18 protein-coding genes and 2 pseudogenes are annotated in these 20,001 nt (G+C 68.2%); 6 read left to right on the forward strand and 14 right to left on the reverse strand.

What is annotated here, in order from left to right:
- Entirely contained in the window at positions 1-750 is a 750-nt protein-coding gene (locus tag BACI349Y_RS17600; RefSeq protein ID WP_159633758.1) for a 3-hydroxybutyrate dehydrogenase, read from the reverse strand.
- A 75-nt stretch (positions 751-825) separates the two neighbouring features.
- Positions 826-2,205, reverse strand: a complete 1,380-nt coding sequence (locus tag BACI349Y_RS17605) for an MFS transporter (RefSeq protein WP_159633761.1) — start codon at positions 2,203-2,205, stop codon at positions 826-828.
- A gap of 127 nt (positions 2,206-2,332) precedes the next feature.
- Between BACI349Y_RS17605 and BACI349Y_RS17610 the strand changes: the two genes are divergently transcribed.
- Positions 2,333-3,229, forward strand: a complete 897-nt coding sequence (locus tag BACI349Y_RS17610; RefSeq protein WP_159633764.1) for a LysR family transcriptional regulator — start codon at positions 2,333-2,335, stop codon at positions 3,227-3,229.
- 48 nt (positions 3,230-3,277) lie between these two features.
- Here the strand turns inward: BACI349Y_RS17610 and BACI349Y_RS17615 are convergent, their stop codons facing one another.
- The gene (locus BACI349Y_RS17615; protein WP_159633767.1) at positions 3,278-4,186 is read right to left on the reverse strand and encodes a spermidine synthase; all 909 of its coding nucleotides are present in this window, start codon (positions 4,184-4,186) and stop codon (positions 3,278-3,280) included.
- Positions 4,187-4,343: 157 nt separating this feature from the next.
- Here BACI349Y_RS17615 and BACI349Y_RS17620 point away from each other — a divergent pair, with 157 nt between their 5' ends.
- Positions 4,344-5,318 carry an IS481 family transposase gene (locus tag BACI349Y_RS17620; RefSeq protein WP_159633770.1) on the forward strand — a complete coding sequence of 325 codons (975 nt, stop codon included), beginning with the start codon at positions 4,344-4,346 and terminating at the stop codon, positions 5,316-5,318.
- A 6-nt stretch (positions 5,319-5,324) separates the two neighbouring features.
- On the opposite strand, the gene rfaE2 is transcribed toward BACI349Y_RS17620, so the two are convergent.
- From rfaE2 to BACI349Y_RS17670, 10 genes are all read right to left on the reverse strand, one after another.
- Positions 5,325-6,860: a D-glycero-beta-D-manno-heptose 1-phosphate adenylyltransferase gene (rfaE2, locus tag BACI349Y_RS17625; RefSeq protein ID WP_159633773.1), complete on the reverse strand. Its 1,536-nt coding sequence runs from the start codon at positions 6,858-6,860 to the stop codon at positions 5,325-5,327.
- Positions 6,857-8,305, reverse strand: a complete 1,449-nt coding sequence (locus tag BACI349Y_RS17630) for an aldehyde dehydrogenase family protein (RefSeq protein ID WP_159633776.1) — start codon at positions 8,303-8,305, stop codon at positions 6,857-6,859. The genes rfaE2 and BACI349Y_RS17630 overlap by 4 nt, the downstream gene beginning before the upstream one ends.
- Before the next feature lie 93 nt (positions 8,306-8,398).
- Positions 8,399-9,115 (reverse strand): SDR family oxidoreductase, encoded by a 717-nt coding sequence (locus BACI349Y_RS17635; protein ID WP_159633779.1) that lies wholly within the window; start codon positions 9,113-9,115, stop codon positions 8,399-8,401.
- A gap of 43 nt (positions 9,116-9,158) precedes the next feature.
- On the reverse strand, positions 9,159-10,553 hold the full coding sequence (locus BACI349Y_RS17640; RefSeq protein WP_159633782.1) for a PfkB family carbohydrate kinase: 1,395 nt from the start codon (positions 10,551-10,553) through the stop codon (positions 9,159-9,161).
- A complete protein-coding gene (locus tag BACI349Y_RS17645) occupies positions 10,550-11,275 on the reverse strand; it encodes a D-sedoheptulose-7-phosphate isomerase (protein WP_442858419.1) in 726 nt (241 codons plus the stop codon). Before BACI349Y_RS17645 ends, BACI349Y_RS17640 begins: the two co-directional genes overlap by 4 nt.
- Complete coding sequence (locus tag BACI349Y_RS17650; RefSeq protein WP_159633785.1) at positions 11,272-12,537, reverse strand: glycosyltransferase; 1,266 nt, start codon at positions 12,535-12,537, stop codon at positions 11,272-11,274. Before BACI349Y_RS17650 ends, BACI349Y_RS17645 begins: the two co-directional genes overlap by 4 nt.
- Complete coding sequence (locus tag BACI349Y_RS17655) at positions 12,534-13,568, reverse strand: glycosyltransferase (RefSeq protein WP_159633788.1); 1,035 nt, start codon at positions 13,566-13,568, stop codon at positions 12,534-12,536. Before BACI349Y_RS17655 ends, BACI349Y_RS17650 begins: the two co-directional genes overlap by 4 nt.
- Entirely contained in the window at positions 13,565-14,653 is a 1,089-nt protein-coding gene (locus BACI349Y_RS17660; protein WP_159633790.1) for a glycosyltransferase family 9 protein, read from the reverse strand. The genes BACI349Y_RS17655 and BACI349Y_RS17660 overlap by 4 nt, the downstream gene beginning before the upstream one ends.
- Positions 14,653-15,189, reverse strand: a complete 537-nt coding sequence (locus BACI349Y_RS17665) for a D-glycero-alpha-D-manno-heptose-1,7-bisphosphate 7-phosphatase (RefSeq protein ID WP_159633793.1) — start codon at positions 15,187-15,189, stop codon at positions 14,653-14,655. Before BACI349Y_RS17665 ends, BACI349Y_RS17660 begins: the two co-directional genes overlap by 1 nt.
- A gap of 129 nt (positions 15,190-15,318) precedes the next feature.
- Complete coding sequence (locus BACI349Y_RS17670) at positions 15,319-16,278, reverse strand: sigma-70 family RNA polymerase sigma factor (protein WP_159633796.1); 960 nt, start codon at positions 16,276-16,278, stop codon at positions 15,319-15,321.
- Between the two features lie 146 nt (positions 16,279-16,424).
- On the opposite strand from BACI349Y_RS17670, the gene BACI349Y_RS17675 reads away from it, so the two are divergent.
- On the forward strand, positions 16,425-17,465 hold the full coding sequence (locus BACI349Y_RS17675) for an NAD-dependent epimerase/dehydratase family protein (RefSeq protein WP_159633799.1): 1,041 nt from the start codon (positions 16,425-16,427) through the stop codon (positions 17,463-17,465).
- Positions 17,466-17,573: 108 nt separating this feature from the next.
- On the opposite strand, the gene BACI349Y_RS17680 is transcribed toward BACI349Y_RS17675, so the two are convergent.
- Entirely contained in the window at positions 17,574-18,413 is an 840-nt protein-coding gene (locus BACI349Y_RS17680; protein ID WP_159633802.1) for a hypothetical protein, read from the reverse strand.
- A gap of 185 nt (positions 18,414-18,598) precedes the next feature.
- Here BACI349Y_RS17680 and BACI349Y_RS17685 point away from each other — a divergent pair, with 185 nt between their 5' ends.
- From BACI349Y_RS17685 to BACI349Y_RS17695, 3 genes and pseudogenes are all read left to right on the forward strand, one after another.
- The gene (locus tag BACI349Y_RS17685; RefSeq protein WP_159633805.1) at positions 18,599-19,567 is read left to right on the forward strand and encodes a hypothetical protein; all 969 of its coding nucleotides are present in this window, start codon (positions 18,599-18,601) and stop codon (positions 19,565-19,567) included.
- A pseudogene (locus BACI349Y_RS17690) lies at positions 19,567-19,827 on the forward strand (phage holin family protein); the annotation flags it as partial. The gene BACI349Y_RS17685 and the pseudogene BACI349Y_RS17690, both read left to right, overlap by 1 nt.
- Before the next feature lie 2 nt (positions 19,828-19,829).
- Positions 19,830-19,976 (forward strand): annotated as a pseudogene (locus BACI349Y_RS17695) (lipoyl synthase); the annotation flags it as partial.
- Positions 19,977-20,001: the final 25 nt, after the last annotated feature.

Raw genomic sequence — 20,001 nt, forward strand, 5'->3', positions numbered from 1 at the left:
CTAACGGGCTGACCAGCCGCCGTCCATGGTGTAGCTGGCACCAGTGACCATGCCGGCATCCGGGGACGCCAGCCAGGCCACCAGGGAGGCTACCTCGTCCGGTTCCACCAGGCGCTTGATGGCGGCTTCGGTGAGCAACACCTTCGCGAGGACCTCCGACTCCGGGATGCCGTGCATCTTGGCCTGGTCCGCGAGCTGCTTCTCCACCAGGGGCGTGCGCACGTATCCGGGGTTGACGCAGTTCGATGTAACACCGTGCGGGCCCCCTTCAAGCGCCGTCACCTTGCTGAGTCCTTCGAGACCGTGCTTGGCGGAGACATACGCACTTTTGAACGGAGATGCGCGGAGGCCGTGAACCGAGGACAGGTTGATGACGCGGCCGAAGTTGTTGGCGTACATGTGCGGCAACGCGGCCCGGATGAGCAGGAACGGGGCCTCCAGCATCAGGCTGATGATCCGGCGGAAGTCCGCGGGATCGAACTCCTCGATGGGGTTGATGCGCTGGATGCCGGCGTTGTTGACCAGGATGTCGCAGTCCAGGCTCAGTGCGGCCAGGGCGTCGACATCCAGCAGGTCCACTTCCCAGGCACTCCCGCCCACCTCATCGGCGAGGGCCGCAGCAGCGGCGGCGTCGACGTCGGCCACCACCACTTTGGCTCCCCGCGCCGCCAGTGCGCGCACGCACGCGGCCCCGATTCCGCTGGCTCCGCCGGTGACCAGCGCCTTGCGTCCATTCAATGTGTTGTCCATTGCAGTTCTCCTTGTGTACAGCCAACGACTTGTGCGCCCAACCGGTCAAACGCCCCGGTCAGCCCACCAGCCAGGTCAACGCCGTGCAGCGGTCAGCAGACCTTCGCGGGCCGCGTCTTCCTTGTCCACATCCTCCAGGGCAATGCCCTTGGTTTCCTTCAGGCTTAGCACGGCCACGGTGGTGATGGCACAGGCCACCACCAGGTAAATGGCGGTGGGCACCCACGAACCGGTGTCCTTCAGCCACTGGGTGGCCAGCAGCGGCGCCAGGGATCCGGCGAAGATGGACGTTACCTGCGAGCCGAGGGATGCGCCAGAGTACCGCATGCGGGTGGGGAACATCTCGGCCATGATGGCCGGCTGTCCCGCGTACATCAGGCCGTGCAGGCACAGACCGATGGTGACGGCCAGGACGATGACCACTGCGTTCCGGGTATCGAACATCGGGAAGGCGAAGAACGGCCAGGTGGCACCCAGGATGGCGCCCGCGAGGTAGACGGGCTTGCGGCCGATCCGGTCCGCCAGCCGGCCGTACTGCGGAATGATGGCGAAGTGGATGACGTGGGCGATCAGCAGCGCCAGCAGGAGCGAGGAAGTGTCGTACTTGTGCACGCTCTTGAGGTAGACAATCGCGAAGCTGACCACCAGGTAGTACATGATGTTTTCCGCGAACCGCAGGCCCATGGCCTGGAAGATGCCCTTGGGGTACTTGCGCAGGACCTCGAAGACGCCGTAGCTGACGGCCTGTTCCTTCTCCACCAGCTCCTTGGCTTCGAGGAAGATAGGCGACTCGCTGACGTTGGTGCGGATGTAGTAGCCCACGAAGACGATCACGGCGGAGAGCCAGAACGCCACGCGCCAGCCCCAGCCGAGGAACGCCTCGCTGCTGAGGGTGGTGGACATGATGTACAGCACCAGGGTGGCCAGGAGGTTGCCCACCGGGACGGCGGCCTGGGGCCAGCTGGACCAGAAGGCACGCGTCTTGTTGGGGCTGTGTTCGGCCACCAGGAGCACGGCACCGCCCCATTCGCCTCCCAGGGCAAAGCCCTGGATGAAGCGCAGGGCCACCAGCAGCGCGGGGGCCAGGTATCCGATGTCGGCGAAGCCGGGCAGGCAGCCCATCAGGAACGTGGAGATGCCGATGATCACGATGGTGAGCTGCAGGGTGGGTTTGCGGCCCAGCTTGTCACCGATCTGGCCGAACACGATGCCGCCCAGGGGACGGGCGATGAAGCCCACGGCGTAGGTGAGGAAGGCCTGGATGATTCCGTCCAGGTCGTTGCCCGTTGACGGAAAGAAGTACTTGCCGAAGACCAGGGTGGCAGCGGTGGCGTAGAGGAAGAACTCGTACCATTCCACAACGGTGCCCACCATGGAGGCGGCAACAATCCTCTTCAGTCCTGATCCTTCGGGTGCATGCCCGGCGTTGTTGGCCGGGCGCTGCTCTACGCTCATTGTTTCTCCTAGTGTCCACATTGACACGCGCTGTGATCTCCAGCACAAGTGACTCAGATGAGTATTGCTGCACAAAGGATGCACTTCAATGGCCAAAGAGGCAGTCAACGTGTGCACAATTGCAGATATGAATGCGAACCCTGATGACCTGCTGGTCCTTCTGGCGGTGTCCCGCTCCGCCAGATTCACGACGGCGGCCCAGGCCCTGGGCTTGAACCACACCACGGTCTCGCGCAGGATCGCCGCACTGGAGAAGTCGCTGGGCGGCCGGGTGCTGTCCCGCGCCGCGGGTGGCTGGGAGCTGACGGAGCTCGGCGAACGGGCCGTGCGGGCGGCCGAACAGGTGGAGGCGGTGCTGGGCACGCTGGGACCGGCCGGCCAGGCACCCGACCCGGTTGCCGGCGTCGTGCGCATGACCGCGACGGATGGCTTCAGCGCCTACATTGCCGCTCCGGCCGTGGCGCGGCTGCGCCGGGACCACGCGGGCCTGAGCGTGGAGGTAGTCACCATGACCCGCCGGGCACTGCAGCAGCGGTCCGGGCTGGACATCGAGGTGGTGGTGGGCGAGCCGCAGGTGCACCGCGCGGAGGCCATCCGGCTGGGCGAATACCGCCTGGGCATGTACGCCTCCCGCGCCTACCTTGCGGAGCATGGGACGCCGGCCACCGTGGCAGAACTGAACGGGCACCCGCTGGTCTACTTCGTGGACTCGATGCTGCAGGTGGACGACCTGGACGCGCCAAGGCGGCTGGTTCCCGCCATGAAGGACGGGCTGACCTCCACCAACGTGTTCGTCCATGTGGAGGCGACCCGGGCCGGCGCGGGCGTCGGGTTCCTGCCGTGCTTCATGGCCGACCTCCACGATGACCTGGTCCGCCTGCTGCCTGACAAGATCGGGGAACTGCTCCCCTACTGGATGGTCCTGCGCCCTGATTCGCTGCGCCGCCCCGCGGTGGCCGCCGTCGTGCAGGCACTCCGTGAACGGATGGCCGAGCACCGCGGCGCGCTGTTGGGCAAGGGTTAAGCCCGTCGATTGCTGAGTAATTGCCGTTTTGACCGCTGAAAACGGCAGTTACTCAGCAATCGATGGCGGTAGGGGTGGGTCGTGGCGGACCGGCGCTCCGGCCGCGAATGCCCGCACCTGGGCGTCATCCCACAGGTGTGCCGGGACTGCCCCGCCGAGGAGCCGGCGGCGCAGCTTCGGATCGTCGCCGAAGGGCGCGTCGCTGCCGGCCATCACCATGTTTCCGTACCGCCGGCCCTTCAGCATGGCGGGATCGGCGATGATCACGGTGTGTTTGAAGGCCGCCGCGATGGTGGCGGCTTCCTCCCGGGCGTTTTTCAGGTCCGGTGCGTCGCCGGAATTGGCGACATAGAGCCCGCCCGGGGCCAGGACCCGCTTGGCATGCGCGGTGAATTGGGCGGTGGTCAGCGGACGGGGGGTGAATGCGCCGGCAAAGACGTCGCGGATGATGAAGTCCCTGGTCTGGGCAGTGAGGGTTTCCGTGACGGCGCGGGCCTCCCCCACGCGGATCCGCAGCAGGGGCGCCTTGGGAAGGTCGAACCAGCCGCGCACGTACTCGGCGAGCTTCCCGTCCAGCTCCACCACCACCTGGCGTGCGTCCGGGTAGGCGGCGGAAAAGTAGCGGGCCATGGAGCAGGCGCCCCCGCCCAGGTGCAGCCCGCGCAGTTTGTGCGCGGCCGACGGCGGCCAGCGGGACTCGATGAGCGCCGCCATCCACCGCATGTACTCGAAGTCCAGGAACAGGGGGTCGGCGAGGTCGATGTGCGAGCTCATGACGCCGTTGATCTTCAGGAGCCAGCCGGTGGAGTTGTCCTGGTCGGCGATCAGCTCGCAATCGCCGGTGTCGATGTAGTAGACGCCCTCCACCGGACCGTTCACCACGGATCCCTTGGGCACCTCGACCACACCGGCTGCCGGGCGGCCGGCCCTGCCTCCTGACTTTCCGCGTTTGCCCATTACCCGTGATCCGCTTCAGTCATGCTTCAACCCTATGTGACAGGCCCTGGCTGGCGGGGCCTAGGTGTACTGAGTCAGGACGTTGGTTACATCGTGAATAGGTGAAGACCTCTTAGGTTGGTGGTTACCACACACAGCCAACGACTAAGAGGTCTTCATGTCCCACCGTAATGCCCGCCTGACTCCGAACGGTAGGCGGATCATTATCGAGCGCGTCCTTGCCGGCCAGCCAGTGGCCCATGTAGCCAAAGAGATGGGCATCTCAAGGACCTGTGCGCACCGCTGGATCAGCAGGTACCGCGCGGATGGCTGGGCTGGTTTGGAAGACCGCAGCTCCCGTCCGAGGTCATGCCCGCACGCCACCTCCGCGGAAGTCGTAGCGGATGTTCTCACCCAGCGCGTCGAGCATCGCGAGGGACCAGCGGACCTGGCCGTGCGCTGCGGCACGAGCGCCCGGACGGTCTCCCGGATTCTGGTCCGCGCGGGCATGCCCAGGTTGTGGGACCTGGACCCAGTGACCGGGGCACGAATCCGCGCGTCCCGGGCCACCGACCGCCGCTACGAACGCGACGCCCCAGGCGACATGATCCACATCGACGTCAAGAAACTAGGCCGGATCCCGGACGGCGGCGGTTGGCGGACCGACCCGGCGCAAAGCCGCGCCAACCACCGCAAATCACCTCAGAAAGTCGGTTTTGACTACGTCCACGTGGCCGTCGATGATCATTCCCGCTTCGCCTATGCCGAGGTCCTGCCCGACGAGAAAGGCCCGACCTGCGCCGAATTCCTCACCAGGGCCGCAGCCGCCATGGCCGCCAACGGAGCACCGGTGAAACGGGTCATGACAGACAACGCCTTCGCCTACCGGCTCTCCCGCGACTTCCAGGACGCACTCGTTGCCCTGGGCGCTAAACACATCCTGATCAAACCCCGCCACCCCTGGCAGAACGGCAAAGCAGAACGCTTCAACCGCACGCTCCAGGAAGGCTGGGCCTACCGCCAACCTTTCACATCCAACCAAGCCCGCGTCGACGCCCTGCAGTCCTGGCTAAACTTCTACAACAACCACCGGCCACACGGCAGCCTCGGAGGCAAACCACCTATCAGCAGGTGCAACCAACCTACTGGCTGAGTACACCTAGGTGGCAGGGCTGGCAGCCCCCTGGCCGTCCCGGATCCGGTTCACCACGGCGGTGGTGGACCGTTCCGCCACATAGTCCAGGATGGCCACGCGGCCGCCGTACTCCTCCACCGCGGGGGTTTCCGCCAACATCTCGGGGGTGTAGTCCCCGCCCTTGGCGTACACCTCGGGCCGGAGCCTGCGGATCAGCGGCGCGGCCGTGGGGGTATCGAACACCGTCACGTAGTCCACGCAGCTCAGCGCGGCCACCACCGCTGCCCGGTCCGCCATGTTGTTGATGGGCCGGCCGGCCCCCTTGAGCCGGCGGACGGAATCGTCGCTGTTCAGCGCCACCACCAGGATGTCGCCCAGCTGTTTGGCCTGGTTGAGGTAGCGGGTATGGCCGCTGTGCAGGACGTCGAAGCATCCGTTGGTCAGCACGATCCGCTGGCCCTGGGCGCGGTGAAGCTCCATCTGCCGCTCCAGTTCGTCCGCACTCAGGGCAGTATCGGCGAAGGCTTCCAGGTACCGGCTGAGCTGGGCGGTGCTGCACACTGAGGTGCCGGGCTGGTGGACCACCACGTCGGCCGCCGACTGGGCCAGGTCCAGGCTGGCGGTCAGCGGCAGGCCGGCCGCGCGGGCCAGCGTCAGGGCAGCGACAAACGTGTCGCCCGCTCCGGATGCCTGTTTCTCCGCAGCCGGCCGCGCCCACGTCCGGTGCCGGACACCGTCGGGAGTCAGCAGGACGGTTCCGTCCCGGTCCAAAGTGACCACCACGGCGCGCGAGCCGGTGCCACGGAGCAGCGCCCCGGCCTCCGCTGCCACGGCCTCCACCCGCTCCTGGCCTTCCGGCAGCTTCCGGTCCAGCAGCCGCGCTGTTTCCTGCGCATTCGGGGTCACCAGGTCAGGCTGCAGCGCGGCCCATGCCCGCGGGTCGTGGGCATCGACCACCACCAGCGGCCGGTCCTTTCCGGCAGTGCCGGTCCCCAGGACATCCGCCAGGGCCGCGCGGACGGGGTCCGCCACCACCCCGGTCCCGTAGTCGCACACCAGGACAGCGTCCCGGTGTGCGACGGCGGCACGCACCGAGGCGGCGAGTGCGTCCAGGGCGTCGGCCGGGACAGCCCTGGCCGAGTCGTCGAGGCGCAGCATCACCTGGCCGCCGCTGCTGATGCGGATCTTGGTGGTGGTGACCATGTCCGGATGGGACTGGAGGTGCTGGACATCGATGGCCGCCGCGGCAAGCTGCCCGCGCAGGTCCTCACCGGCGTCGTCCGTGCCGATAATGCCGGCCACCGCCACCTTCGCCCCCAGGGCCGCCAGGTTCATGGCGGTGTTGGCCGCCCCGCCGGGGACCGATTCGCGGGTTTGGATGTCCACCACGGGTGCGGGGGCTTCGCGGCACAGCCGTTCGATGCTGCCGCTCCACCAGCCATCGAGCATGACGTCGCCGATCACCAGGATCGATGGCTGTTCCGCTGCCAGCCTGCCGGGCAGCCAGTCGGTCAATGCCCGCTGGGTGGAGAGGTCACTGGAGTCCGGGGACGTGCTCATGGCAGGTCCTGTTCATCGATGACGGGTCCGGCGCCAGGCTCCGGCGCCGGGGGCACTGCGATATGGACCACCTTGACCTGGCTGAATTCGTCCAGCAGCTCGGGTCCGTAGCCGAACCCGGCGCCGCTCTCCCCGCGGGGCTGGGCCGCGCCGCCTGGAGCGCCGCCGAAGACCGCGTTGACCTTGACTGTTCCCACCGGCAGCGCGGCCACTGCCTGCTGGATGTGCGCGATGTTGCTGCTCAGGACGGTGGCGGCCAGGCCGTACTTGCCGCTGCAGGCCAGGCGCAGGCCGTCGTCGAACGTGTCCACCACCTGGACCGGGGCCACCGGTCCGAACGTCTCCTCGGTCATGACCTGCATTCCTTCGGTGCAGCCGAGGAGCACGGTGGCCGGGTAGAACGAGCCGGGCCCGTCCGGCAGCGAACCGCCTTCAACGGCGCGGGCGCCCTGGCCCAGGGCCTCGGCGACGTGACCGTGGACGGCGTCCCGCATCCGGAGGTCCACCAGCGGCGCCACGGATCCGTTGCTGTTCCGCAGTGCGGCCTCAGCCTCCAGGGCGCTGCAGAACGGGGCAGCGATGTCTTTATGGACGTAGATGCGTTCCACGGAAGTGCAGATCTGGCCACTGTTGGCGAACGCACCGATCGCAGCCTGCTCCGCAGCCCACGCCGGGTCCACGTCGCGGTCCACCAGCAGGGGATCATTGCCGCCGTTTTCCCGGATGACGTGTGCGCCGGTGCGGGCCCCCGCCTCTGCGATCCGGGCGCCGGAGGCGCTGGAACCCACGTGGGCGATCACGTCCACCTCCGCCTGTGACAGGGCTGCCCCCACGTCCGCGCCACCGGAGAGGGTCAGGAAGACGCCTGCAGGGAAGGCCGGTGCCAGGACCTCGCCCAGCGCCTCGCCCAGCCGGGGGCAGCGCTCGCTGGGCTTGTGGATGACCGCGTTGCCCGTCACCAAGGCGGCCCCGATCAGGCCGCAGGCTACGGCCACCGGATCATTCCAGGGGGTCAGCAGGACGGCCACGCCGCGCGGCTCCGCAACGGTGTAGTCGGAGGCGAGCCGGCTGCCGCGGAGGCTGTGGCCGCGGTGCACCGGGCCCAGTTCTGCATATTGTTCCAGGGTGGACACGGCGGCGGCGATGCCCGCCAGTGCCTCCGCTTCCGGCCGCCCGGTTTCGCTGGCATTCAGCCCCGCAAGCTCCTGGGCGGCAGCATCAAGCGCCCTGGCGGCGGCGCGGAGTGCGGCACCACGCTCGGCCGGAGCTGTCGCTGCCCATCCGGGCGCAGCCCTGCGGGCCACGTCCACGGCATCATTCACTGCGTCCGGGCCCGCCTGGGGCACCGTCCAGAGCACTTCACCGGTCCGCGGGTCCTGGATGGTGATGCCGGCGTCCCCGACTGTTTCCTTGCCTGCGGTTGTTTCAGTGGCTGTGGTGGGCATGGTGTTCCTCCCGCCTTTCGGTATGGGTATGTCGCTGCTGGCATGTGGGTGCTGGTGGTCCTGCTGTGCCGCTGGCGGCGGCCGGTACCCGGCTTAGGGCCAGGAGCCTTCTTCCTCGTGGCAGATCAGCATTTCCCTGACCTCGCAGCCCGTGGGTTGGTTCAGGGCGAACAGGATGGCCTGCGCCGTGTTGGCGGGGTCGTTGAGCCGGGAATCGTCCTGCGGCTTGTACTGCTCGGTCCGGTCGTCGAAGAACCGGGTCTTCATGCCGCCCGGGATCATGGTGGTCACGCCGATTTCGCCGCCGGTTTCTGCGGCCAGTGCGTGGCTGAACCCCACCACGCCGAACTTGGAGGCGCAGTACGCGGTGGCATCGGCCACGGCGCGCTTGCCCAGGGTGGATGCCACGGTGACCACGCGGCCGTGGGTTTCCTTGAGGTAGGGCAGGGCCGCACGCACCACGGAAACGGTGCCCATCAGGTTGACCCCGATGACCTTTTCCCACTCGGTGGCTTCCACGTCGGCGAGCTTGCCGCAGCGGTCGATCCCGGCAGCAGTGACCACCGCGTCCAGGCCGCCCAGGGTTTCGGCGGCTTCCCGGACCGCGTGCTCCACGGCCGCGCGGTCCGCGACGTCCACTTCGAACGCCTTCACCCCCGAGACGGCGCTGATGTCGCGGTCCAGGACCACCGGCGTCCCGCCGGAGCGAAGGACGGCGTCGACGACGGCGGCCCCCAGTCCGGAGGCACCTCCGGTGACAAGGACGCGTCCGGGCGTGGTGGCGGCAGTTGCAGTTGATTCTGCGGTCATGGTGTTCCTTTCAATGGGGAAAACAAGACAAGTGGGAAGAAGTTCAACTCACCTTGGCGAGCGCGTCCGCCAGGCCTGTGGTGGAGCGGGCCGGGTGGAAGGGAACGGTGAGGCAGCGGCCGCCCCACCTTTCCACCAGGTCAGCCTCGGGAAGGCGGGCTCCCTTGTAATCGCCGCCCTTGACCCAGATATCGGGGCGGAGCCGGTCCAGGGCGGCCTCGGGGGTATCCTCATCGAAGACCATCACCGCGTCCACGCATTCCATCGCGAGGAGCAGTTCGGCCCTGTCGTGCTGGCCGATGATGGGCCGCTGCGGGCCCTTGAGCCGCCGCACCGAATCATCCGAGTTCAGGCACACGATGAGGCAGTCCCCCAGTTCCCTGGCGGCGGCGAGGGACCTGATGTGGCCGGCGTGGATCAGGTCGAAGCAGCCGCCGGTGGCCACTACCTTCCCGCCGCTTTCGCGTACGGAACGGGCCAGCAGCAGCGGTTCGGTGGTGCGCCGGCCCCGGGCCGGTGCACCCCCGTGGTGGTCCGGGGCCGAATCCTGCCCCTGGGTATCCGGCAGCGCCGACACGCCTCCGGCCGCCAGGAAATCGGCGGCGTCGTGGACGGCGAGGGCCGCAGCTTCGGGAAGCCCGCGGCCGGCCAGGAGGTGCACTGCCAGGCCGGCCGCCAGGCGGTCGCCGGCTCCGCAGGGGTCCCCGGCTTCCACCCTTGGGGCGGGAACGGCGCGGGAAGAAGCATCCCCCTGCTGGAGCAGGACCGCCCCTTCCTCGCCTTTGGTCACCAGGACGGCCTGGCTGCGCCACCGCTCCAGCAGGACCTGCGCAACACCGTCCACAGAGGTGGGGACGTTCCCGGCGGCCTGGACCGCCTTGGTCGCTTCGGAAAGGTTCGGTGTCACTACGGCAACCCCCGGTACCGGTTCCGGGCCTGAGGGGTGCGGGTCCCACACGATGGGCACCGAACCGGCCAGGCGGCCCAGCAGCCCGCGCAGCTGGGGGTTGGCCGCCAGTCCCCTGCCATAGTCGGCCACGATGACCACACCGGCTTCTTCCACTGCGCGCAGCATGGCCGGGGTGACGTCCGGGATGGGAGTGCGTTCGCAGCCCTGGTCAAAGCGGACCACCGGATGGGAGCCTGCCCGCACCCGGGTCTTGACCGGCGACGGGTAGCGGCTGGTTCCTGCCACGAGCTGCACTCCGGCGAGGTGCGTGCGCAACTGGCTGCCGGCGTCGTCATCCCCCAGCACTGTCACCAGGGTGACGGGCCAGCCGTCCTGGGCCAGCATGCGCGCCACCAGTCCTGCGCCGCCGGCACGGCGGCGGACGCCGGAAATGTCCACGACGGGGACAGGGGCGTCCGGGCTCAGCCTGGTGGCTTCACCGGAAAGGTCGACGTCGAGCATGACGTCACCCACGACGACGATCCTCATGGCCGGCCCCCGTTCGCCATCCCGGGGAAAGGGGCCGGCGTGTGCCGGGCAACCTCGAGGTCGAAGGCGCGGCAGACGGCGTGCAGGGCGATCAGGTGCCCTTCCTGGGCGTTGGCGTTCAGGGCGTCAATCATGACGGCCTCATCGCAGGCGTCCGCCAACGGGTTGGGACCGGCGCCGGTCAGCGCCCAGGTGGTCATGTTGAGCCGGGCGGCAACGTCCGCGGCCCGCAGCAGGTTGGGGCTCTTCCCACTGGTGGACAGCAGTATCAGCACGTCGCCGGAGCGGCCGTGCGCGCGCACCTGCCGGGCAAAGACTTCGTCGTAGCCGTAGTCATTGGCGATGGCGGTCATGGCTGACGATTCGGCGTGCAGGGAGATGGCGGAGAAGGGGACGCGTTCGCTGTCGAACCGGCCCACCAGTTCCGCGGTCAGGTGCTGCGCCTCGGCAGCAGATCCGCCGTTGCCGGCAGCCAGGAGCCGCTGGCCGCGCAGCAGCCGCTGTGCCAGCTCCACGCCCCAGGCGGCGAGCCGGCCGGACTGGCTGCGCAGCGAGTCCAGGGCCGGAAGCACGTTGTCCAGGTGCAGGCGGACCGCGTCGGCACTGGCGGGATCAACGAACGTTGCGCCGGGGAGCACCGCGGGCAGTGCCGGGGCTGCGGTCAGGGTGCGCAGGTCTGCTTCACGCAGGGACGATTCACGCAGGGATGACTCGGCGGTCACAGTGCGGCTCCTTCCATCGGTACGATTCCGGCTGAAGCGCTGGCCGGCGCCCCGGCCACGGCAAGCTGGTAGGCCTTTTCCGTTTCCGCGGCCACCCGGTCCCAGGAATAGCGGGTGCGGGCACGCCGCTCTCCGGCCTGGCCCAGCTTTGCCCTGAGGGTGGGGTTTTCCAGGAGCAGCGACAGGGCCGATGCAATGGCTTCGGGATCCCGGGGTGGCACGTGCAGGCCGGTGGCGTGGTCCACCACGGTGTCCCGCAGGCCCCCCACTGCAGCAGCCACCACCGGAACGCCGCACGCCATGGCCTCCAGCGGCACGATGCCGAAGGGCTCATACCAGGGCGCGCACACCACGGCGTCGGCGCTTCGGAAGATGCCCGGCATTTCGGCCCGCGGCACCTGTCCCTGCAGCGTCACGTGTCCGGATACCCCGAGCTCGGCGGCAAGGTCCAGCAGGCGGCGGATTTCCGGGTCCTTGTGCATCACGGTGGAGTCCCCGCCGCCGCCCACGATCAGGAGTTCGACGTCCTCGAATCCCGCCGCTTTGAGGTACGGGAGCGAGCGGATCACCAGGTCGACGCCCTTGCGCGGCACCAGTCGGCCCACCGACAGAATGCGGTAGCGGCGCTTCCTTGCGGCCACCGGCCCCTCCGGCGAAAAGAAGTTCAGGTCCACGCCGCAGGGCGCGATCGAGATTTTTCCGGTGGCGATGCCCATGGCCTTGAGCTCGAAGACTTCGTCGGAACAGGTGGCGATGATCCGGTCCGCGGAACGTCCCACTCCCGGTTCCAGCCAGCGGCGTTCCTCGGGGCTGGTGTCTTCGGCGCCCTGGTGCCTGCGTTTGACGGTACCCAGCGCGTGGAAGGTCTGGAGCATGGGGACGCGGTATCCGGTCTCGGGCCGCCTGGCGGCGTCCAGTGCGGCCAGGCCGGACATCCAGAAGTGGCCGTGAACCACATCCGGCGGCCGCTGCCCCCAGTCCCTGGCCACCCCGTCCGCGAGTTCCCCCATGTAGGGCAACAGGTCGTCCTTGGGCACGTGGCGGGCGGGCCCGGCGTCCACGTGGACCACCTCGAGGCCGCGTCCTACCCGGACCCGTTCGGGGAGCTCCGTTGCGTCCCTGCGGGTATAGACGGTGACGTGGTGGCCCCGCTTGGCAAGGGCCTCGGACAGCGCGGCCACGTGAACGTTCTGGCCGCCGGCGTCCACCCCGCCCAGTGCCGCCAAGGGACTGGCGTGTTCGGAAATCATCGCGATTTTCATGGGGTCTTCCTCTCCCGCGCCGGGACGAGGATCCGCTCGTCCGGCCGTTCGTTGACGGAGTGCCGGGGCCGGCTGCGCAGGTCCGCCAGGAGCTCATCCCAGCGGTCCTGGAACTTGCCCAGGCCATAACGCTCCAGCGCCGCCTCCCGGGCGGCGAGTCCCCGCCGTCGGGCTTCATCCGGATTGGCGACCAGGCGCCCGGCGCACTGAAGCAGCTCATCCATGTCTGCCGAGACCACGCCGGCTTCCTGCGGCACTGCCCTGGGAGCTTCCGTGGCGGCAAGCACCACCACGGGCATTCCCAGGTGCATGGCCTCCAACAGGGACAGCCCCAGCGAGGTCCAGCGCATCGGGTGGACGTAGACCCGGCAGCGCGCAAGCTCCCGGTGCAGGTCCCGCGTTTTGAGGTCGCCACGGGACGTCAGCCGCGCGTCCCCGATTCCGGTGGCTGCCGCGAGCCCGTCGGTCTTCATGCCGAACACCTGCAGGGGCGCCACGGAGGCGAAGGCGGGCAGGAGGTCCGTCCCTGTGACCCGGCCACGCCGGACGGGCTCATTGACCACGACGCCCAGCTCGGGCAGCTCGCCCGTATACAGCTGTCCAGGGTCCGGGATCCCGTGCTCGATTACCGTGGTGGGGGCGGCGCCGTTGTCCCACGCCAACCAGTTGAAATGGGTCACGTGGACCACCGGGATCACGGTCTGGTCGGCGAGCGGATGGCTGATGTTTGGGAAATTGCCTTTGGGCGTGTTGTGTTCCACGAACACGGCCGGCAGGTCGACGCCGGGGATCCGGCCCAGGGCCCGGGCCACTTCGTCGATTTCTTCGGGCCGTTGGAGGACGACGGCGTCCACGGCGTCGCCGTCGAGGGCCGCCAGGTCCACCTCCCGCACTGATTCCGGCCAGTCCCTGCCGGCGCGGCCCAGTCCCCAGGCCCCGCCTTCGGGCAGGACGGGAAGCAGGTATTCGTGACGGCCGCGGACAAAAGCGTCCGTCCAGGAACCGTGGACATGCCAGAGCAGGATTCTCATCTGTTGCGGGCCTTTCTACGGGTGCTGACGTGGGTGCTGAAGGAGCTCACTCCGCTGATCAGGCGTTCCACGGCCGCCACGACTTCCTCGGGCGAGACAGAGTCGAGGCACGGATGGCCGGGAACCGGGCATACCCGGGCGCGGGACATGCGGCAGGGTGCGTTCTGGTCCCCAAGGAGTTCCAGGGGCACGCCGTAGGGCGCCCAGCGGATGGCCGGGACCACGGGTGAAAACAGGCACGCCACGGGTGTGCCCACCGCGGCTGCCAGGTGGGCCGGGCCGGTGTTGCCACTGATGACGGCATCGGCGCCGGCCATGACGCCTGCCATGGTGGCAAGGTCGGTCCGTCCGCCGAGGTCCAGGGCGGAGGGGCCCGCCACCGTGGCCGTCAGCGACGTCTCGCCGGGACCGCCGGTCACCACGACGCGGTAGCCGGCACCCTGGAGGAGCTCGACGGCGGCCGCATGGTGCAGAGGAGGCCACGCCCTGGCAGGAACTGCCGCTCCGGGGTGGACCACGACATAGGGCTCCGTACCCACGAGCGCTGCCACTTCGGTCACGGAGTTGACGCGCAGCTTTCCGTCATCGCCCGGAGGGAGCCGGAAGCCTGCGGCCTCGGCGATGCCCAGCGCCCGTTCCGCTTCGGGCTGGTCTTCGGGAAAGTCCTCCCCCGGTTTCAGGCGCACGTCAAGCAGCGAGCCGGCGTAATCGGTGGAGGCACCGGTGATGCGCTCCACGCCCGCCAGGCGCAGCAACAGGGCCAACGGCAGGGGTGATTGGTGGAAGGAGGTGAGGATAACGGCTTCGGTGATGCGGGAATTTCGGACGTATTCGATCAGCCGGTCCGCGTGCGGGCCGGTCATCCGGGGTGCCGGATTCATGATCCAGGGGCTGTCCCAGCTGTAGACCTCGGCGACGCCGGGAAGCATGGCAGCGGCCGCTTCACCCTGCCGGCCGCACAGCATCACCACATGGTTGGTGCTGCCGCCATGCTGGGCGCGGCCGTTGGCCACCGCGCGGACCGCGGGGCCGGCCAGAAGGACATCGCCCATGCTGTCCAGCCGGGCCACCAGGACGCGCCCCATCAGGGCGTCTCCTGCAGCAGGCTTACGGCGGACGCCAGATCGGAAGCGACCAGCCGCGCCGCGGCCACCTCCTCGGCACGGGTCACGGGCGTGGGGACCAGGACCCCGGTGGCGCCGGCAGCCTCTGCTGCCCCGACGTCGGCACCGATGTCCCCGATGAGGGCTGCCTCCGATTCGTGGATTCCCAGCTTGCGGCAGGCGCTGTGGACCATGCCGGGAGCGGGTTTGCGGCAGGAGCAGCCGTCATGCTCCGCGTGGGGGCAGACCTCCCACACATCGAACGGTCCCAGGAGTTCTTCCACCCGGGCATTGACCTTTTCCACGTCGTCGGCCGTAATCAGGCCGCGGGCAATACCCGACTGGTTGCTGATCACGCCGGTGGCAATTCCATCCGCCCGCAGGCCGTCAAGCACTGCTTTGGCGCCTGCTACGGGCCGTACCTTGCCGGGGTCACCGTTGTAAGGCACATCGACCACCAGGGTCCCGTCCCGGTCGAACAGGACAGCCCGGAGCTTGGACATTTCAGAGCTTCCCATAACCAACCAGTTCCCTCCTGCTGTTGCTCCTAAACAAGGCCGCGGGCTTTCCGGCTGCGGCAGCGGCGCACGAAGACGCAGTTGAGCAGGCAAGATATAGGGTTTGTGCCGTGCCGCGCAGCAGGGCTGCTACCTGGTCCCGGTACCGCCGTGGCGCCGGTCCACGCGCTTGACGGGAGCGCCGGGATGCCCGGCCCTCCCGGTCCGGTGGAACGGTGCAACAGGGCCGGCCGGGTGGCCTGGCCGTACGGCGCGGCCTGGCGTTCCGTTGCCGGCTGTGGCCTCCTGGCTCCCGGATTGCGTGCTTTCCTCCAGCCTGCGCTGCAGTTCCACCAGCACCTTGGCCAGGCGGCGGGAGACCTGCATCTGTGACATTCCCAGCCGCTTTCCCAACTGCACCTGCGTTTCCTCGCAGAAGTAGCGCCGGTACAGAAGTTCGCGGTCGGAATCATCCAGGTCCTGCATCGCCTCACGGAGGCAGGCAAGCTCTTCAAGCCGTTCCAGCGGAGTTTCCGGGCACGCCAGCACCTCGCCGATGGAGGGTGCATCCGAGTTCGGGTTCACCGCGTCGAGGGAGTCCGGGTGCATGCTGCTGGACGCCGAAATGGCCTCCTGCACCTCTGCCGGGTCACTGTCCAGCTCCCCGGCCAGCTCCGCAACGCTGGGGTTGCGGCCCAGGGATTGGGTCAGCTCCGGCTCTGCCCGGAACAGGCGCGTCCTCAGGTCCTGGATATGGCGTGGCGGACGGACAACCCAGGTCCGGTCCCGGAGGTACCTCTTGAGTTCGCCGGTGATGGTGGGCGCGGCGTAGGCGGGGAAGCTCTCCCCTTTGGCCTGGTCGAAACCGCGCGCTGCCTTCACCAGGCCCAGATAGGCCACCTGGTTCAGGTCAGCCCTCTCCCTGCCACGGGCTTCAAAGCGCGCAGCGAGAGCTTCTGCGAGGTCCAGGTACCTTAGGACCAGGTCGTTTTCGAACGTCTCCCGGAGCCGCCCTGAGGCGGCGGGAGGGGTCTGCTGGGATACGGATACCGGCTGTGGATGGTGGACGGGCGCAGCGTCCACGGCTAGTGCGGCAAAGGATTCGGGCATGAGTGTGGTTTCCCTCGGTCTGGTTCCGAAAGCCTGCGGCAAGACTTAGAAGTAGGAAATCATAAGCTTGCTTATAAAACAATCCTTCTCCGCTATAAGCTCGGAATGTAAACGGCAACCGGACCAACCCGCCTAGGAGTCTCGTCATGCGCATTGCCATCACCGGAGCCAGCGGAAACGCGGGAACAGCACTGCTGCGAAACCTGCAGCGCCAGCTGAAGAGAAAGCCCGGAAGCCTGGAGCTGGTGGGAATCAGCCGCAGGCTTCCCGACACGTCCCGGGAGCCCTACGCCGGCGTGCAGTGGCACACCCTGGATGTGGGCCTGGAGCGGGACATTCCCCGGCTGGAGCAGGCGCTGGACGGGGTTGATGCGGTAGTCCACCTGGCGTGGCAGATCCAGCCGAACCGGGACCTGGACATGCTGCACCGGACCAACGTCATCGGAACCAGAAACGTCCTGGATGCCGCGGGCCGGGCGGGAGTCAAACAGGTTGCCTGCGCCTCTTCGGTGGGCGCCTACAGCAAGTCGGGCAAGGACCAGCGCAGGGACGAGTCGTGGCCGGCGGGAGGAATGGCCGGTTCGCACTACAGCCGGCACAAGGCCGAACAGGAGAAGTTCCTGGACGGCTTCATGGCCGCGAACCCGGGCATCGCCGTCGCGCGGCTGCGGCCGGCTCTCATCTTCCAGAAACACGCGGGGGCTGAAATCGGCAGGTACTTCCTTGGCCCCGTCCTGTCCCGGCTGGTGCCGCCCAAGCCATGGCTGCCGATACTGCCCGTCCCGGACAACCTGGTATTCCAGGCAGTCCATGCCGACGATGTCGCCGAGGCCTATTGGCGGGTGGTGGACCAGCGTGCCAGCGGAGCCTTCAATATCGCCGCCGAGCCCGTCCTGACACCGCAGGAACTGGGGCGCATCCTTGGCGCCAAGAGGATCCTCCCCATCCCCATGGCGCTGCTCCATGCAGTCGTTGACCTGACGTGGCGCGCCCGGGTGCAACCCACCGATTCGGGGTGGGTGGAGATGGCCGCCGGCGCCCCCATCATGGACACCAGCCGCGCGGAACGCATTTTGGCTTGGGAGCCGAAAGTTTCGTCGATCGATGCCGTCAAGGAACTGCTTGCGGGCATGGGAAAGGGGGAAGGGGTCAGTCCTTCCCCCGTCCTGAAGCCGCGCCGCCCCTAAAGCCAACCGCTGGAGGCCGCCGCCCAAAAGGCGGCGGCCTCCATCTTTCATGGCTGCGCGTCAGATGGCAGCGCGTTCATACGGCTGCGCGTTCACATGCCGGTGCATTCAGATGCCGGTTCGAGGGTCGCCCTCGCCGCGCTCATCCCGGACGCCATGCCCGGCGGCAGCGTCCCTGGCGTCCGCCTGGCGCCTCCGCCCAGCCTCAGCCTCGGCCTCAGGGATCCCGGTTTCGGCACCCGCCGCCGGAGCGTCATGGTGCCCGCCAAGGCCACCACCGGCGTCAGGAGAGTCGTACCGCCCGCGACGGCCGGTGTCCGCGCTCCCAGCACCGGGATAAGCTGCATCCCCGCCCATGTCTGAGCCCATGTCCCGGGCAGGACCCGCGTGGGCCGGACCGCGCCCGTCACGGTTGACCTCACTGCCCTGAAAATGCTGGGCGTCATGTCCTTCGTGGCGCTCGTCCCGGGCGTCATTCAGCACAGGGCGATCCTCCCGGGCATCATTCACTACAGGACGCCCCTGCCCGGCGTCGTATCCTTCGCGGCGCTCGTCCCGGGCGTCGTGAACAACGGGGCGCTGCTGCCGCCTGCCATCGGGCCCTACATCGGGATCAAGTTCGTCCGCCTTCCGTGCACGGCTGGCAACGTCACCCCGCAGGGACTGGGCTTCCTGGCTGCGCTTTTCTGCTTCCTGGCGCAGCCGTGCAGCGTCAACCTGCGCCTGCTCGGCGTCCGCGCGCGCCCGGATGGCTTTGGCCTCACGTTCACGGGCGTCAATTTCCATGTTCTCGGCTTCGCGCCGGATCTCGGCGGCCTTTTCCCGGTGCTCCTGGTCCCGCTTCTCCTGCATGGCTTTCCGGCGCCTTCCACCGGCCAGGAGCAGCAGCACGATCAGTACCACCACAACAACGGCAACTATCACCCATACCCATGGAGCTGTATCCACGTTTCCCACCACTTTCCACTTCGTTGTGACCGGGCAGGCCCTCGCCATTCCGGCTGACATTTTTGGAACGGTTATAACTCGCTTAGCAAGGGTACTTACCTTTCATTAGTAATCATGCTTATCATTTTACGGCCAGTATTGCTGGTTCTTGATCAACAACCGGCCTTCTTGGAAAGAGAGCGAAGATGACAGAGAACCAATGGCCCGAGGATCCCGCATACACGGCTCCCCCGGCCAATACAGGAATCCCTGGCGAGCGGGAGCCCGCCACCTTCCCCTCAACCGCTGCTCCCCTTGCCGGCGGCAGCCAGGCTGGTGACGCCTACGGTACGTCCCGCAAGGACGCAGCCAAGGAAGAAGCAGCCGATGTTGCCCGGACCGCAGCGGGATCGGCACAGAATGTAGCCCAGACGGCAAAGGAAGAAGCCGCGAACGTGGCGCATGAGGCGAAAGCCAATGCGCAGGACCTGCTGCACCAGGCAAAGTCCGGCCTCACCAGCCAGGCGGGCACGCAGCAGCAGAAGGCCGCGGAGGGCATCCGCGATATTTCCACCCAGCTGCACAGCATGGCCAACGCCCCGGACCAGCAGGGCATGGCCGGCGACCTGGTCCGCCAGGCCGCAGAACGCACCTCCTCCATGGCCACCTGGCTGGAAAACCGGGAGCCGGGTGACCTCCTGAACGAGGTCCAGCGGTTCGCCCGCAACCGGCCCGGAACCTTCCTGCTCCTCGCCGCCGGCGCCGGCGTCCTCGCCGGACGCCTCACCCGCGGACTCACCGCAGGCCCTCCCGAAACATCCACTGCCGGCACCGGTGCAGCGGGCCTGTCCGGCCAGTACTCCGGCGCCGCCTACGGCGACCAGTACAACCAGTCATACCCCGTTGCGGGCGGGACGGTTCCGCCCCCGCCGGTCCAGCTGCCCCCACCGGCCACCACAACGGCGGGATACGACGGCGGCGCACCGGGCAGCAGCTATCCGGAAGCAGCAGGTGCGGCCAGCGGCCTGGACAGCCCGCAGCTCGTGGAAGAGCCCTGGTCAGGAAACCAGCTCTCCGACGACCCGCTCCGTGACCGCGCCCTCGCCGACGATCCCATGGCAAACGATCCCCTCACCCAGGACCGCACCCGGGGCGGCCAGACGGGTGGTCTGTGATGAGTAGCCAGATTCCGGAGCCGCCGCCCAGCGCGGCGCATGTGAAAGCGGACAACGCCTCACTCGGTGACCTCCTCGGGGACGTGACCCGTGACCTGTCCACCCTGATGCGCCAGGAAGTGGAACTGGCCAAAGCCGAACTCAAACAATCCACCTCCCGCGCAGGCAAAGGCGCCGGCATGCTCGCCGGCGCCGGGATCGGCGGACACTTCGTCCTGCTCTTCCTCTCCCTGGCCCTGATGTGGGCCCTGGGCGCCATCACCGCTCCTCCTACCGCGCCGGCCGCCTCTGGGCCACCGCCATGCGCAAAAAAGGCCGCGACATCCCCGCCGAACTCGCCCACATCGCCGAAGGCATCCAGGACTCCGGCACCACCCGCCAGGAAGCCGCCACCCTCCTCGCCGGCTAGGCCACTGCGCTCCGGCCTGGTGCTG

This window comes from Arthrobacter sp. 8AJ, from assembly GCF_902506025.1.
Lineage (GTDB): Bacteria > Actinomycetota > Actinomycetes > Actinomycetales > Micrococcaceae > Arthrobacter.

Bases quoted from the DNA above. Each gene is read 5' to 3' on its own strand.
- BACI349Y_RS17600 (WP_159633758.1), bottom strand. From the start codon at position 750: ATGGACAACACATTGAATGGACGCAAGGCGCTGGTCACCGGCGGAGCC.
- BACI349Y_RS17605 (WP_159633761.1), bottom strand. From the start codon at position 2,205: ATGAGCGTAGAGCAGCGCCCGGCCAACAACGCCGGGCATGCACCCGAA.
- BACI349Y_RS17610 (WP_159633764.1), top strand. From the start codon at position 2,333: ATGAATGCGAACCCTGATGACCTGCTGGTCCTTCTGGCGGTGTCCCGC.
- BACI349Y_RS17615 (WP_159633767.1), bottom strand. From the start codon at position 4,186: ATGGGCAAACGCGGAAAGTCAGGAGGCAGGGCCGGCCGCCCGGCAGCC.
- BACI349Y_RS17620 (WP_159633770.1), top strand. From the start codon at position 4,344: ATGTCCCACCGTAATGCCCGCCTGACTCCGAACGGTAGGCGGATCATT.
- rfaE2 (WP_159633773.1), bottom strand. From the start codon at position 6,860: ATGAGCACGTCCCCGGACTCCAGTGACCTCTCCACCCAGCGGGCATTG.
- BACI349Y_RS17630 (WP_159633776.1), bottom strand. From the start codon at position 8,305: ATGCCCACCACAGCCACTGAAACAACCGCAGGCAAGGAAACAGTCGGG.
- BACI349Y_RS17635 (WP_159633779.1), bottom strand. From the start codon at position 9,115: ATGACCGCAGAATCAACTGCAACTGCCGCCACCACGCCCGGACGCGTC.
- BACI349Y_RS17640 (WP_159633782.1), bottom strand. From the start codon at position 10,553: ATGAGGATCGTCGTCGTGGGTGACGTCATGCTCGACGTCGACCTTTCC.
- BACI349Y_RS17650 (WP_159633785.1), bottom strand. From the start codon at position 12,537: ATGAAAATCGCGATGATTTCCGAACACGCCAGTCCCTTGGCGGCACTG.
- BACI349Y_RS17655 (WP_159633788.1), bottom strand. From the start codon at position 13,568: ATGAGAATCCTGCTCTGGCATGTCCACGGTTCCTGGACGGACGCTTTT.
- BACI349Y_RS17660 (WP_159633790.1), bottom strand. From the start codon at position 14,653: ATGGGGCGCGTCCTGGTGGCCCGGCTGGACAGCATGGGCGATGTCCTT.
- BACI349Y_RS17665 (WP_159633793.1), bottom strand. From the start codon at position 15,189: ATGGGAAGCTCTGAAATGTCCAAGCTCCGGGCTGTCCTGTTCGACCGG.
- BACI349Y_RS17670 (WP_159633796.1), bottom strand. From the start codon at position 16,278: ATGCCCGAATCCTTTGCCGCACTAGCCGTGGACGCTGCGCCCGTCCAC.
- BACI349Y_RS17675 (WP_159633799.1), top strand. From the start codon at position 16,425: ATGCGCATTGCCATCACCGGAGCCAGCGGAAACGCGGGAACAGCACTG.
- BACI349Y_RS17685 (WP_159633805.1), top strand. From the start codon at position 18,599: ATGACAGAGAACCAATGGCCCGAGGATCCCGCATACACGGCTCCCCCG.